Source organism: Arcicella sp. LKC2W (assembly GCF_034931005.1).
GTDB lineage: Bacteria > Bacteroidota > Bacteroidia > Cytophagales > Spirosomataceae > Arcicella.
In genome coordinates this window covers 42,021-54,324 of the sequence record NZ_JAYGIN010000005.1, presented here as the reverse complement: position 1 = coordinate 54,324, position 12,304 = coordinate 42,021, and the positions used below count along the sequence as shown (strand labels likewise).

Annotated in this window: 15 protein-coding genes; 7 read left to right on the top strand and 8 right to left on the bottom strand. The window is 33.7% G+C overall.

Annotated features, from left to right (window positions below):
- Positions 1–10: 10 nt before the first annotated feature.
- Both VB796_RS05420 and VB796_RS05415 read right to left on the bottom strand, forming a co-directional pair.
- The gene (locus VB796_RS05420) at positions 11–1,156 is read right to left on the bottom strand and encodes an IscS subfamily cysteine desulfurase (protein ID WP_323345499.1); all 1,146 of its coding nucleotides are present in this window, start codon (positions 1,154–1,156) and stop codon (positions 11–13) included.
- Between the two features lie 125 nt (positions 1,157–1,281).
- Positions 1,282–1,815: a DUF937 domain-containing protein gene (locus VB796_RS05415; protein ID WP_323345498.1), complete on the bottom strand. Its 534-nt coding sequence runs from the start codon at positions 1,813–1,815 to the stop codon at positions 1,282–1,284.
- A gap of 107 nt (positions 1,816–1,922) precedes the next feature.
- On the opposite strand from VB796_RS05415, the gene VB796_RS05410 reads away from it, so the two are divergent.
- On the top strand, positions 1,923–2,360 hold the full coding sequence (locus VB796_RS05410) for a nuclease A inhibitor family protein (protein WP_323345497.1): 438 nt from the start codon (positions 1,923–1,925) through the stop codon (positions 2,358–2,360).
- Positions 2,361–2,460: 100 nt separating this feature from the next.
- Here the strand turns inward: VB796_RS05410 and rplT are convergent, their stop codons facing one another.
- The 3 genes from rplT to VB796_RS05395 form a co-directional block, all read right to left on the bottom strand.
- Positions 2,461–2,805 carry a 50S ribosomal protein L20 gene (gene rplT / locus VB796_RS05405; protein WP_323345496.1) on the bottom strand — a complete coding sequence of 115 codons (345 nt, stop codon included), beginning with the start codon at positions 2,803–2,805 and terminating at the stop codon, positions 2,461–2,463.
- 177 nt (positions 2,806–2,982) lie between these two features.
- Positions 2,983–3,177, bottom strand: coding sequence for a 50S ribosomal protein L35 (gene rpmI, locus VB796_RS05400; protein WP_323345495.1), 195 nt, complete (start codon positions 3,175–3,177; stop codon positions 2,983–2,985).
- An 88-nt stretch (positions 3,178–3,265) separates the two neighbouring features.
- Positions 3,266–4,033 (bottom strand): hypothetical protein, encoded by a 768-nt coding sequence (locus VB796_RS05395; RefSeq protein ID WP_323345494.1) that lies wholly within the window; start codon positions 4,031–4,033, stop codon positions 3,266–3,268.
- Positions 4,034–4,205: 172 nt separating this feature from the next.
- On the opposite strand from VB796_RS05395, the gene VB796_RS05390 reads away from it, so the two are divergent.
- Genes VB796_RS05390 through VB796_RS05380 form a run of 3 tightly spaced genes read left to right on the top strand, consistent with a single transcriptional unit; the run spans position 4,206 to position 5,917 of the window.
- On the top strand, positions 4,206–4,952 hold the full coding sequence (locus tag VB796_RS05390; RefSeq protein WP_323345493.1) for an acyl-CoA desaturase: 747 nt from the start codon (positions 4,206–4,208) through the stop codon (positions 4,950–4,952).
- A gap of 9 nt (positions 4,953–4,961) precedes the next feature.
- Entirely contained in the window at positions 4,962–5,774 is an 813-nt protein-coding gene (locus VB796_RS05385) for a phytanoyl-CoA dioxygenase family protein (RefSeq protein ID WP_323345492.1), read from the top strand.
- Positions 5,775–5,785: 11 nt separating this feature from the next.
- Complete coding sequence (locus VB796_RS05380; protein WP_323345491.1) at positions 5,786–5,917, top strand: hypothetical protein; 132 nt, start codon at positions 5,786–5,788, stop codon at positions 5,915–5,917.
- A gap of 262 nt (positions 5,918–6,179) precedes the next feature.
- Here the strand turns inward: VB796_RS05380 and hemN are convergent, their stop codons facing one another.
- A complete protein-coding gene (hemN, locus tag VB796_RS05375) occupies positions 6,180–7,541 on the bottom strand; it encodes an oxygen-independent coproporphyrinogen III oxidase (protein ID WP_323345490.1) in 1,362 nt (453 codons plus the stop codon).
- A gap of 500 nt (positions 7,542–8,041) precedes the next feature.
- Between hemN and VB796_RS05370 the strand changes: the two genes are divergently transcribed.
- Both VB796_RS05370 and VB796_RS05365 read left to right on the top strand, forming a co-directional pair.
- Positions 8,042–9,139, top strand: coding sequence for a LysM peptidoglycan-binding domain-containing protein (locus VB796_RS05370; protein WP_323345489.1), 1,098 nt, complete (start codon positions 8,042–8,044; stop codon positions 9,137–9,139).
- Between the two features lie 192 nt (positions 9,140–9,331).
- Positions 9,332–9,958 (top strand): hypothetical protein, encoded by a 627-nt coding sequence (locus VB796_RS05365; protein WP_323345488.1) that lies wholly within the window; start codon positions 9,332–9,334, stop codon positions 9,956–9,958.
- Here VB796_RS05365 and VB796_RS05360 read toward each other — a convergent pair.
- On the bottom strand, positions 9,951–10,778 hold the full coding sequence (locus tag VB796_RS05360) for a hypothetical protein (RefSeq protein ID WP_323345487.1): 828 nt from the start codon (positions 10,776–10,778) through the stop codon (positions 9,951–9,953). The two genes, VB796_RS05365 and VB796_RS05360, sit on opposite strands and share 8 nt — an antisense overlap.
- Before the next feature lie 143 nt (positions 10,779–10,921).
- Here VB796_RS05360 and VB796_RS05355 point away from each other — a divergent pair, with 143 nt between their 5' ends.
- On the top strand, positions 10,922–11,278 hold the full coding sequence (locus VB796_RS05355; protein ID WP_323345486.1) for a LytTR family DNA-binding domain-containing protein: 357 nt from the start codon (positions 10,922–10,924) through the stop codon (positions 11,276–11,278).
- Between the two features lie 125 nt (positions 11,279–11,403).
- On the opposite strand, the gene VB796_RS05350 is transcribed toward VB796_RS05355, so the two are convergent.
- Complete coding sequence (locus tag VB796_RS05350; protein WP_323345485.1) at positions 11,404–12,300, bottom strand: carbon-nitrogen hydrolase family protein; 897 nt, start codon at positions 12,298–12,300, stop codon at positions 11,404–11,406.
- Positions 12,301–12,304 lie beyond the last annotated feature (4 nt).

The following is a 12,304-nucleotide window of genomic DNA, read 5'->3' as shown; positions in this document are numbered from 1 at the left end:
AATCCTTTCACTACCTCAACGATTCCACCACTTCTTTTACATATTTTATCGTAAAATCAATTTCTTCCTCAGTCGTATATTTTCCTAAACTAAAACGAATGGTGGCGTAAGCCAAATTATCGTCTAACCCAATGGCTTTCAGCACATAAGAAGGTTCGACGGTAGCAGAAGTACAAGCTGAACCACTCGAAACGGCAATGTCTCGAAAGGACATCAGAAGATTTTCGCCATCAACACCGCCGAAAGAAATATTAGTCAAGTTAGGTAAGCGATTTTCAACATTTCCATTCACTTGAACATCATCAATATTTTGTAAAATTCCTTGTTCTAATTTATCTCTTAAAATACTAATCTTTTGATTTTCAGCCAATAACTCATATTTTGCAATTTCACAAGCTTCGCCCAAACCCACAATTCCCGTAACATTTAACGTTCCAGAACGGAAACCTCTTTCGTGTCTTCCTCCGTCGATTTGAGCAATTAATTGGCTCGCTTTTGATTTTTTTCTGATATACAAAGCTCCAATTCCTTTGGGAGCATATAATTTATGTCCTGACAAACTCAATAAATCAATATTATCTGCAACAACGTCTATTTCTACTTTTCCTACTGCTTGGGTTGCATCAGTATGAAAAAGAATATCATTTTTTCGTGCTAATGCACCTATTTCTTTTATGGGCTGAATTGTTCCAATTTCATTATTGGCGTACATCACTGAAATCAAAAAAGTTTCTGGTCTGATGGCATTTTCAATTTGCTCTAAAGAAATTCCCCCCCTCGAATCAGGCTGTAAGTAAGTCGTTTCACAACCCAATTTTTCTAAATGTTTACAGACATCCAATATGGCTTTATGCTCCGTTTGGACGGTAATAATATGATTTTTAGATGAAGAATACAATTCACACAAACCCTTGACTGCTAAATTATTAGCCTCTGTTGCTCCACTGGTAAAAACAATTTCTTTTACCTCTGCTCCTATCAAATCTGCTACTTGCTCACGGGCATTTTCGACGGCTTCTTGGGCAGTCCAACCAAACAAATGTGACCGTGAAGCAGCATTACCAAAATGCTCAGTAAAATAAGGTAAAATCTTTTCTAAAACTCGTTTATCAACGGGTGTGGTTGCGTTATAATCAAGGTAAATTGGTAATTTCATAAAGGTAGGACAGGTTTTCAACCTATCATGTTACGAGTATCAAACAGGTTAGAAACCTGTGCTACTTTAACAAAAAAAGTGGAGTAAACGTTTGTTTACCCCACTTTAAATATGGCTATAAATTCTTATTTCCCTCCGAATAAACCACCAAGAAGACCACCTAATCCACCTGCGGCTCCACCTTGTTGGCCACCTCCCATAAATTTACCTGCGATATTCATAACGTCTGACATATCAACTTTTCCATCAGCCATAACGCCCATGATATCAGTCATATTGAATGAATTATCATTAGGGTCGTTCGTTTTAGAAATCATTGAACCTAAAACACCTGGAAGTACTTGAGATACAATCCCAGCAGCAGCACTGTTGCCTAAGCCGAATTTTTGCATTAAACCACCAATCGCTTGTTGAGCAATACCTGCAACAATTGGGTTCGACATTAAACTTGAACCACCTTGACCAGATTGTCCACCTAAAAGTCCTGCTAAACCAGCTAATCCACCTTGACCGCTTTGAGCTTGTTGTTGCATTCCACCAGTGATAGCACCTAAAATAGTTTGCATTGCATCATTATTGTGTTCGTTAGGGATGGCGGGATTGTTAACGATTGCGTCTTGTGATTGGTCTTGAATTAGACCCATTAATTGTTCTAACATGGTTTTCTTCTGTTATAATTGGTTATTTTTCAATTTTAAATGCAATAATAGATAGACTTTTTCTAATTTCAAGAAATAATTATACGTTTATTTCAAATTGCGTGCTTATGACAGAGAATATGGGCTTAGAGTCACAGGAAACGGCATCTTTTTTTTTAAAAGAGCAAATTCAAGTTTTAACAACAGGTTTATTATATCCATCAGAATCTGATGAAAAAATTGAATATTTCGAAATGGAGCTTTCGACGGAAGAGAAGATAAATCAAGCTAATTTTAGAATGTTCAATGGTATCAAACCAGAAATCAATATTACTGAAATGGATTTTGAGGCTTTTTTTAAACCTCTTATCAAAATCGAAGATTGGTATGGTGAAGAAGAAAAAAAATGGGCAACAGATGGTCTAACCTTAAAAAGTCTTTTGACAGAAAAAACCAAAGACGTTCAAATATTTAAAGTTGGAGAAATATCAATTGATGTTTATTTGTTTGGGAAAGCAGAAGAATGCAAATGGGTGGGACTCAAAACAAAGGTGATAGAAACGTAACACAGACTTTAGTCTGTTAAAAATTAAAAGATACAGACTAAAGTCTGTGTTACATTATTCCACAAAAAAAGAGCGATTCAATTGAACCGCTCTGATTTTTCTATTTTACTTTAGCTACTACTGCTTTGAACGCCTCTGGGTGGTTCATTGCTAAGTCAGCTAATACTTTTCTGTTTAACTCAACTCCTTGTTTGTTTAACTTACCCATTAAAACTGAGTAAGACATTCCTTCCTGACGAGCGGCAGCGTTGATACGCTGAATCCACAACGAACGGAAATCTCTTTTCTTAACCTTACGGTCACGGTACGCATATTGAAGACCTTTTTCAATCTTGTTTTTGGCTACCGTCCAAACGTTTTTACCTCTTCCGTAAAAGCCTTTGGCTAATTTAAGCACTTTTTTACGTCTTGCTCTTGACGCTACGTGATTGACGCTACGTGGCATAATTTTGTTTGTTTTTTGAAATTTGGCGGTTAAATTTTAACACTTAAAAAGCCAATTTTCTGGTTGAACAATAACTAAAATCAGTTGTCAGTAATGAGTTATCAGTTATCAGAAAATAAAAATGTATTCTATTTTAAACTGTTCACTGTTAATGGTTTACTGTTCACTGAAAAGATATTACATAACTAACATTAAAGTTACTCTGTCCATATCTGCTGAACTTACTAACGTTGCGTGAACTAAGTTACGCTTACGTTTTGTAGATTTTTTAGTAAGAATGTGGCTATGGTAAGCGTGTTTACGCTTGATTTTGCCTGTTCCTGTAACCTTGAAGCGTTTTTTAGCTCCAGATTTGGTTTTAATTTTTGGCATTTTGTTAAACGTTTAAAAATGAAAAAGTATAAAATTTGTAAAATAGTCTGCAAAGATACGGAAAAAATGAATATCTGCTATTTGAATCCTAAAAATACTCTTCAAAACGCTGATATAATGAGGTAATATAGGTTCTATTTCCGTTTGGATTCTTTAAACTCTTTGTGAATTCGTACCATAAGCCATCTCCAACAGTGATAAATTTCCCGATTGATTTGGGTTCGTTTTTAGAGGCTTTGTCGGTTAGAAAATCACCAATAAATACTTGTCCGATTAAATCATTGGCTTCTTCCCAAGAAATACTGCGGCTTCTTCTTAAAGATTCTATTTCAGTAGATGCCTCAACTCGGCGGTCGGTATAATGAAGTTTTAATTCAAAAAGAGAAACACTTTTATTTGAATCAACTTTTTTGAAAGTCAGAGCAAAGGGTAGTTCTTTACCATACGTTTCATAAACTGCTTGAGAAAGCTCTTGTAATAAATACTCCCATTCTTCTTGATTTTTGGGGTTGCCATAGGTTTTTCCATTCACGACCAGCTCCAAAAAATTCTGCTCTTCTTGAATTGCCTTTTGATTAGCCTTTTCGGGCATTTGTGTTAACAATTTCAAAATCGGTTCTTTCCAAGCATTTGAAAGTTCTCCAGCCCATGCAACGTTTTCTTCTCCTGTGAAACCTTCATCTAAAATCTCCTCATCCGAAAGTTCGTCACGGTAGGTATAAGCTATTTCAAATTTTGTATCAATAAAGTCATTTTGGAAATCTAAACTTAATAATATTTGATGAGAAAAAGGTGGAGGTAATATATCCGCCGTTTCGAATTTGATTTCTAAATGTTTTAGTTCTGTAATTAGCATTTTATTAAAATTCTTTTGCTTGCTGTATCTGTTATTTACCCAAAAGTATAGTTTTTTGCGTGAATAATGATAATTCAACCGAGATAAAATAAATATAGTTCATCATTCAAATTCCTGATTTTTGTCATAACGCCAATTTTGCCATCTGCTTAATTTTGTAAGAAAAACAATTATGGCAATTTTAATATTCTTTTTAGCCCACTGGTATTTATCCTTATTTTCACAAACCTTCTTTTTACATCGCTACGCTGCCCATCAGATGTTTACGATGTCTAAAAATTGGGAAAAATTCTTTTATTGGTTCACTTTCGTTACCCAAGGTTCATCGTTTTTAAGTCCAAAAGCGTATGGAATTATGCACCGTTTACATCACGCTTACGCAGACACAGATAAAGACCCACATTCACCCAGTTATTCCGATAATCTTTTTCAGATGATGTGGAAAACGAAAGATTATTACAATGCCGTTTTGAACGATAGAGCAGGCATTGAGCCTAAATTTTTGAAAGGTGTTCCCTATTATGAAATCGTTGAAAAATTGGGCGATAAATGGTTCGTCAGAATTGCTTGGGGCGTTTTATACACTTTGTTTTATATGAAATTTGCAACTCATGCTTGGGAATATGCCTTATTGCCAATTCACTATTTAATGGGTCCCGTTCACGGTGTGATTATCAATTGGTTTGCCCATAAATACGGATATATCAATTTCAAAGTAAATGATACCGCTAAAAATTTATTGCCCTTCGATTTTTTGATGATGGGCGAATCTTACCACAACAATCATCATAAATTAGGAGGTAGAGCAAATTTTGGCATAAAATGGCACGAATTTGACCCCACTTACCCCATTATCCTGCTTTTGAATTCACTTCATATCATCAAGCTAAAATTAAATAATGACTTAAATTATATGTAAAATTATAAGATGGAAATCAACACAAAAACATTCATTCTAACCGAAAAATTAACACAGGAACAAAAAGATTTTTTCAATCAACACGGCTTCATACACTTCAAAAATTTCATTTCAAAAGAGGTTGTTGAAAGTTTCAAAAAGGAAGCTCAACGTGTTGAAAAAGAGTGGCTAACCGCTGGAATTGACAAAATGAATGGCATTCCTTTAAAATTCGGAAAAGACGAAAAGGGGAATCCAATGATTCAACGTTTATGCTTTTTGTCACAACACAGTGGCACTTTACATGAATATTTACAAGACCCACGCTTAAAAGCACTTTTAGCGTTAATTCCAGATAACGAAAATCGTATTGGTGAAGACGAAAAGGATGGCTTGGTTTTTAATCATTATGTGAATGCCGATAATAGCAAATTCTCTCAAATGGGCTGGCATACAGATAGCCCGAGAGATTTGTTTTTAGGACAAAAAATATTAAAAATGCTCAATGTCGGAACGCATTTAGATGATTGTCCGATGGAAAATGGCGGGTTGCGTGTTCTTCCAGGCACACACAAACTAAGCAAAATAAAAGTTTTGTTCTTGAAAAAACAGTTCATCGACCACAAACCAGACGAGAAAGAAGTTGGCTTAAATATCGAAGCAGGAGATTTGACCGTTCATGATGGTGACTTGTGGCATAGAGTAGAAGTTTGCCCTTTTACAGGTGAAAAATCAAGACGCAGAGTGATGTATTTTCCGATTGTTCAAGGGAAATACCAGCCCAAAAATCAACAAAGTAAAACGCCATTCTATCATAAATTAGGAAAATTGATTGTAAAATAATTTTTGAAATTATGAAAAAGGACGTCGAAAATCATCAAGATATAGAATTATTAGTAACTGATGTTACGCAAGATTTAAGGTTGAGCATCTCCGATGCTATTTTGACCTCTACTTTTCTTTCTACAAAGGTTATACTTCTCTGAAGTAATTATATCGATACTACTTCGGAGAAGTACAACCTTTGTAGAAAATGCAAAAATGGTAGTCTTAGCATCGGAGATGCTTAACCTTAATGTGTGCGTAACATCAATTAGTAAATAGTTTTTACGCTAAAATACGCCAAAATGAAATTTCAGGTAATATTTTTGATAATATTGCTCAAGTTAATTGGGAAAATTCTATTGTGGCACTTCAAAATAACGATGAAAATTAGGGTATTTACCGTCCAACTTCCCGAAAGTAAAACTAAACCGTCTGCGAAAATAATTTCCCAACAATTTGTTCACGTAACATTCTTTTATCAAAAGCCATACAAATATTTCGAATAAATGGTTTTCCTGCCTCCTGAACTATCAATGAGTTTTCATCAAAGCTTAACAATCCATCTTGTTTAAAGCCTTCCAACTTTACAAATAAATTCGCTCTTTCTTCATCAGTAAAATCATCAGTTTGCCAAGAAGTTTTAAATTGGCACATAATATCTAAAATCTGCTGACGTACGACCAAATCCTCCTCTGTGAGAATATGTCCACGTAAAAGTGGTAATTGGTTATTTTCAAGCATTTCCAGATATTCATCAATATCTTTCACGTTTTGAGAAAAACCACTCCAAGAATCGCTGATTGAGGAAACACCCAAACCTAATACAACTTTCGTTTGAGTAGTTGTATAGCCCATAAAATTCCGATGAAGTGTTTGATTTTGCATTGCCTTAAACATAGAATCATGTGCTAAAGCAAAATGATCCATTCCGATTTCAACATATCCATTCTTTTCAAATAAATCTCTTCCAATTTCATACAATTCACGTTTTAATTCGGCAGAAGGCAAATCAGCATCTTTAAAACCACGTTGCCCGTTGCCTTTCAACCAAGGCACATGAGCGTAGGAATAAAAAGCGATACGGTCTGGCTGAAGAGCCAATGTTTTGTGAATGGTATCAATCATAGAATTTTTTGTTTGGAAAGGCAAACCAAAAACCAAATCATGACTAACAGATTCATAACCAATCTGTTTACTCCAATTAGTCACTCGTTGAACACTATCCAAACTTTGAATTCTATGTATGGCTTTTTGAACAATTGGGTCATAATCTTGAACACCAAAACTGACTCTTCTAAAACCTAAATCATACAAAGTTTGGAGGTGTTTAGATGAAGTATTTGCGGGATGACCTTCAAAACTAAATTCTATGTTATCGTGTAAAATAGCAAAATCTAAAATACCTTCAATCAGCATTTTAAGCATTTCGGGTTTGAAAAAACTGGGAGTTCCACCGCCTAAATGGATTTCTGAGATTCGAGGTTTTTCTGTAAAATGGTTTAAGTATAACTGCCATTCTTTCAAAACCGCCTGAATGTAAGGTTTCTCAACTTCGTGATTTTTGGTAATGCGTTTATTACAACCACAAAAAGTACAGAGACTTTCACAATAAGGCAGATGAATGTACAAACTTATCCCTGTGAAATTATTACTGGCTTGAAAAGTTAAATTTAGCGAAGATAACCATGAAGAATTGCTATATGTATCTGACTGCCAATAAGGTACTGTTGGATAGCTGGTATATCGTGGCCCTGCTACATTATATTTTGAGATGAGTGGATTCATATTTGGGGATGTATTTATTCCCAAATTTAAGACTTCGCCAAATTGATAATGATGATTTTAATCAGTGCTAAACCTGACAATTTGGGCAAAAAAAGAAGCTTCCCAATGAGAAGCCCTTTTTCTATAATCCTTACTTTGTTTATCTTTTTTGAAGAATACTCTTCAATTATTTCGTTGTCTATTAAAAGTACGTTACGGTATAAATTTTCATTATTCTTCTTTCTCAATTCAGAGCAAATAAAGGAATCAATATTGAACATACTGATATTCAAGTACATAAGATTACGAAGGTTAATTTATTCAGACAAACAAAATTTAACTTTTTTCAGAAAAAACATTCCTTCATTGTGTAAATTTGATAATTCTGATTTTTTTCGATTTTTTTAAGGATAAAAAAAAATTAATTTTATTTCAAATTTGAAAATTTAAAAATAGGCTACATTATATTCTGAACCACCATTTTATTTTTTTAGAACCAATATTCAAGCAAAATTCATTCGATGACACATACCGTACAAGCTAAAGAAACTTTGTTTAGTATCGCCAAAAAATACAGTACCAATGTTGACCAATTAATAAAAATTAATGGCTTAAAATCTAATAATTTATTTATTGGACAAGTTATTAAAATTGATTTGCCTACCCCTGTCACGACCACCCCAAAACCTGTACCTACTCATAATACAGTTTTTACCCTGAGAAATGTTTTTCTGGTAAAAAAAGAGAATAAAGGCACTTACAATAACTATGTTTTGACGTATCCTACTCCTACTGGAAATGTAAATACTGGCATGATGCGGGATAATTATCCATCTCCCAATATAGCAAATCCCAAAGGAGTCAGTTATTCAGGATTATCTCTTTTTCAGACCAATATTCCATTATTTTCAGATTTATGTCAACAAACATTTTACATTGATTTGCTTCATTACATTGCCAAAAATGAAGGGTGTTTCGATGCCGTAAATAGTTATGACAGAGCCATTTTCTCCTTCGGTTTTATTCAATTTACAGGAGGATTAGCAAGTGGTTCGATGCTAACGAGGGTTTTACAAAGATTCAAAACCAAAGATGAATATGCCTTTAATGATTGTTTCGGGAAATATGGTATGAATGTTCAAAACTATAAGGTGCCACTTTTTCAAGTTGAAACCACCACTGGTATAAAAGAAGGAGACGCTGCCTATTTGGAAATCGCCAATAATTTACCATTAACTACGGCATTTATTGCCAGCGGATTCAGACGAAGTATGATTCGTTCGCAAGTAGAAATTGCCTTGGAGGAATATGTATTAAAAGCCCTCTCTCCTACCCAAATGATTGTAATTAATGGCGTAAATATTGCTCTAAATCAAATACTTAAAACACAGGGAGGTTTTGCATTAAGGGTAGATTTATGTGTAAATCGTGGATTAGGAGGTTCATTAATTGTGCTGAAAAAAGCTATTGAACAAGTTGTGGCAGAATCAGGCATTAAAGATTTATCAAAAATTAATGAAAAAAGAGTTGTTGAAATGGTAGCACAAAACGATATTGAAGCTTGGAAAAAACAAAGAGTTTTGAAAATCTTAAATAGTGGCTTTAGCTTTCTAAAATAAGAAGCTGTTTAGGTTAATTTATTCGAGTTAAAAAAAGTAATTTTTAGGCTACAAATCATTCATAAAATTGAAACGTAACGCTGTTATGCTTAAATTTTATGAATGATTTTTACTCAAAAACTTATCATTTTCACGTTCAAAAAATTAACCTAAACAGCTTCTAAGATTTCGGATTCATTCATCACACCACTAATGAAAAAAACTTTATTACCCCATTGGCGAAAAGTTACCGCCAATACAAACCACTATGCAAAACTTTACAAAGAAACTTATGAAAAAGTTGGATTACTTCCTGTATCGGAGGAATACATTTTAGGTTGTCATTCAATTTTATACTATTTCAGAGAAAATTTAGTCGGCGGATTTATCATCAATGACGGAAAAATGAAGCCTTTAAGGTATTTTTCAATCATTAAAACCGATGAGGAGATTGAATTATTATTGGATATTGAAGACCTTGAAGAGTCTCATTTGATGGAAATTTGTTGCATTTTCTTAGACAAAAAAATAGCACCCATGTACCGAGTGCTATTTTATGTTGAGGTATTATCAAAAACCTACAAATTTGCCAAATTTTGGCATAAAAAAGGCATTTTAGGAGGTAGCTTCGAGAAGAAAATTCAATTAATGCAAATGAAATTAATGCCTCATATTATTCTCAAAACTGTCATAAATAAATCTTTAAAAATTACTGGGCATTCAAAAGGATTGGTGATGCTTTATTATTGCCCAACCAATGAATTTATCCTTCGAGCCATTTCAGTAGTTCTTCAGTATTCTTTTCTGAAATTATTTAAAAAAGCACAAAAATCTAATTGAGTACACCACAACGATTTAAGAAATGAGCAACTTCTTTAGCAGTGCTAAAAGTATAATGCTCACCAAAGTATTCTTTTGCTTTGTTGATAATTTCTTTGTTATAAAACTTTAAGGTTGAAGCTGTTACCTCTGTAACTTTCGCAAATTCATCCAAAGACTTATTCTCGGTATCGCTGGCGTATGCTTGTAAAATAATCATCTCTTTGGGAGAGAATGGAGAGTTTTCCCAAATAAACGCCCTATTAATAAACACATTGTATTTGTCCACTAAATCAGGGGGAATATCCGTAAATCGTGGTTCGGGTGCTTCATTATTAAATCCCTTTTTGATGACCGTAAATTCAGAAAGATACTGCAACAATTTACCGTCACTGGTAAACTGAAAAGGAGAAATTGTTCGCTTCACGAGCATCAATTCTCCTTGTGAATTTTTGAAGGGAAGTTGTACAATAAATTTGGGTTTTAGGAAGGCTAACAGCGTTTTGGCTTCCATATTAAATTCAAAAATTTTCCTCCACATCAAAGACATTAATTGTAAAATTCCTGGAGACGGAATGGCTTGTACGTACTGTATCATATCAAAATTGTCTGAATGATAGCCAATTTCTTCCAAGCCTTTGGCATAAACAATACTAAAATCGGAGACATTGACGATAAAGAAAAACTGCTCATATCGTAAGCCCGTTGTGAGCATCATCAATTCATCTTGTTGCTCTTTTTCACTAACCAAAAGGTCTTCACTTTGATTTTCTAAAAACTGTTTTTTGGTAAACTCTTTTAAACTTTTAAATTCTTCAAGTTGTGTTTTTTTTACTTTCATAGGTCAATTTTCAATGTTAGAATTATTACCTCTCCAAGAGAGGTATTTTTATGATTTTTAAAGTTACAAATTTGTAGAATATTAATGGCTAAAACATCTTTAATATTCGCTGTTTGATAAACAGTTTTAAACCTCAAAAAACTATGAATTCTTCAATTTTCCCTGTCGTATTTGTGAAGAATAATCAGTTGTTGCTTTATAAAGAAAAAACTAAAATTTCAATTGCTGATCTTGTTTTATTAGAAGCACACAAAAACTACACCTGCCTGTATTTATGCAACGGCAAAAAACTCGTAGTACCAAAAACACTTAAACTTTTCGAAGATTTATTAACGAATCATAATTTTTACAGAATTCATAGAACATTTTTAATTAACTACGCCCATTTGAAAAATTATAATGCTGATTTGGGAGAGGTATATTTAACAGGAAATGTAAAGGCAACAACCTCTCGAAGAAAAAAACTGGACTTTGAAGTTCAGCTCAATTATTTATCGTAAAGTTTCACGGTAAACTCGATACTTAGTAAATGGTTCTTTAATGATTTCTACATTTACCATTTGATAATTAATAGTTCGTGACACATTAAAACAAAAAACGATGTCAAAATGACATCGTTTTTTTGCTAAATTTTCACTCTTTTTACCTCAATTTCTTCCTCCAATTTAACGTTCACTTTTTGGGTATCCTTAAAATTGAAAACTTGTCCGTCCTCCCTAATATTTTTGAGCAAATCAAAATCTAATTCTTGAATTAACCACCCTTCATTTTGAGGTTTTTCAATTGACACAATACCTTCTTCTGGTAAATTTTTATCGGGACTTGCATAAATCGCAGTATATCCAAAATTTATATCCACCGCTGGCGACCATTCAGCATTATTAATCGTCTGAGAAACAGCCACATAACATTGGTTTTCCAAAGCCCTTGCCCTTGCTCCTACGTGTACACGGGTTGCCCCTCTGAGTGTTTCTGTACAACTTGGTGCTAAAATTAAGTTTGATCCGTTGGCACAAAGTAATTGCGAACCGATTGGAAATTCTATATCATAACAAATCTGAATCCCGAAACTTCCCCAAACGGCTTCAAAAACAGATAAAACTTTGGGGGCTGATGCAATTCCCCATTCTTCATTTTCAAAACGAGTCATGAAAAATTTGTCTTGAAAACCCACCAATCCTTTTTTTGAAAAAACAAAAACTCGATTGTAAATTTTGTCATTTTCTAAAACTGGGAAACTCGGAGCTACAATAATTACCTCAAATTTCTTGGCTAAATAGGAATAAGTTTCACAAAAAAAATCTTTCAACGAATCCATTTCCAAAACTTGCTTCTGTAAATCGTGCCTGATTTCTTCACTCAAAAGACTTGTTAATTCCATAGAACCATATTCTGGAAAAAGTAGAAGTTCTGCTTTTTGTTCAACCGCAGATTTCACCCAATTTTTAGTATATTTTTGCCAATCAGTTAAACTTTGATGAAAATTGATTGGATATTGAGCCGTTGCAATGGTTATTTTCATAGAA

Bases quoted from the DNA above. Each gene is read 5' to 3' on its own strand.
- VB796_RS05420 (WP_323345499.1), bottom strand. From the start codon at position 1,156: ATGAAATTACCAATTTACCTTGATTATAACGCAACCACACCCGTTGAT.
- VB796_RS05390 (WP_323345493.1), top strand. From the start codon at position 4,206: ATGGCAATTTTAATATTCTTTTTAGCCCACTGGTATTTATCCTTATTT.
- rplT (WP_323345496.1), bottom strand. From the start codon at position 2,805: ATGCCACGTAGCGTCAATCACGTAGCGTCAAGAGCAAGACGTAAAAAA.
- VB796_RS05410 (WP_323345497.1), top strand. From the start codon at position 1,923: ATGACAGAGAATATGGGCTTAGAGTCACAGGAAACGGCATCTTTTTTT.
- VB796_RS05415 (WP_323345498.1), bottom strand. From the start codon at position 1,815: ATGTTAGAACAATTAATGGGTCTAATTCAAGACCAATCACAAGACGCA.
- VB796_RS05365 (WP_323345488.1), top strand. From the start codon at position 9,332: ATGAAAAAAACTTTATTACCCCATTGGCGAAAAGTTACCGCCAATACA.
- VB796_RS05370 (WP_323345489.1), top strand. From the start codon at position 8,042: ATGACACATACCGTACAAGCTAAAGAAACTTTGTTTAGTATCGCCAAA.
- VB796_RS05350 (WP_323345485.1), bottom strand. From the start codon at position 12,300: ATGAAAATAACCATTGCAACGGCTCAATATCCAATCAATTTTCATCAA.
- rpmI (WP_323345495.1), bottom strand. From the start codon at position 3,177: ATGCCAAAAATTAAAACCAAATCTGGAGCTAAAAAACGCTTCAAGGTT.
- VB796_RS05395 (WP_323345494.1), bottom strand. From the start codon at position 4,033: ATGCTAATTACAGAACTAAAACATTTAGAAATCAAATTCGAAACGGCG.
- VB796_RS05355 (WP_323345486.1), top strand. From the start codon at position 10,922: ATGAATTCTTCAATTTTCCCTGTCGTATTTGTGAAGAATAATCAGTTG.
- VB796_RS05380 (WP_323345491.1), top strand. From the start codon at position 5,786: ATGAAAAAGGACGTCGAAAATCATCAAGATATAGAATTATTAGTAACT.
- hemN (WP_323345490.1), bottom strand. From the start codon at position 7,541: ATGAATCCACTCATCTCAAAATATAATGTAGCAGGGCCACGATATACC.
- VB796_RS05360 (WP_323345487.1), bottom strand. From the start codon at position 10,778: ATGAAAGTAAAAAAAACACAACTTGAAGAATTTAAAAGTTTAAAAGAG.
- VB796_RS05385 (WP_323345492.1), top strand. From the start codon at position 4,962: ATGGAAATCAACACAAAAACATTCATTCTAACCGAAAAATTAACACAG.